Source organism: Vibrio sp. 970, from assembly GCF_033339075.1.
In genome coordinates, this window is record NZ_JAWOTW010000708.1 from 1 (window position 1) to 543 (window position 543).

The 543-nt window shown below is 45.1% G+C and carries 1 pseudogene; it reads left to right on the forward strand.

Annotation, left to right across the window (positions count from 1 at the left end):
* Positions 1-47: 47 nt before the first annotated feature.
* Positions 48-543, forward strand: a pseudogene (locus R7Q11_RS28745) (TMAO reductase system sensor histidine kinase/response regulator TorS); the annotation flags it as partial.

Here is a 543-nt window from a genome sequence, read left to right on the forward strand (position 1 = left end):
ATATAACGTAATATGTCGCCGAACACGAACATTAAGGTCATGAAAATATGTTGCTAGCAACCGCAAGCATCGGTCGTAAACTTCTGTTGTCATTCATCGCGATGGCAATGCTGGTCATGTTATCAGCATTGATTGGCGTATCCGGCTTTTCGCTGGTGGCAAAAACAGAAAGGAATGTGGTAGATGCCGCGATCCCCGCCATGATAGAAGCGCGACAAGTCTCGGAATTGAGTACTCGAATCATTTCATCGGTGCAAATGCTCTCTAATGCGCAAAATGAGCAAGAGAGGAAAAAAGCCGGGCGAGTGTTGTTCGAACAACTTGAATCGCTGTTGACGCACATTAAAGAGTTAGGTGGTCAGTCATTTGATTCAAAACTGCTCGATGCACTTGAAAGCAATGTTCAGAATGTGATCAATAACCTCGCAGAGCTTGGTGTCACGGTTGAAAGAAAGTTGTGGCTCGCGAAAGAAATTGATACTCGTGTTGAAGAAATGCGCCTGCTGAGTGAAGAGTTAGAACAGCTCACTCGCACTCAAGTTC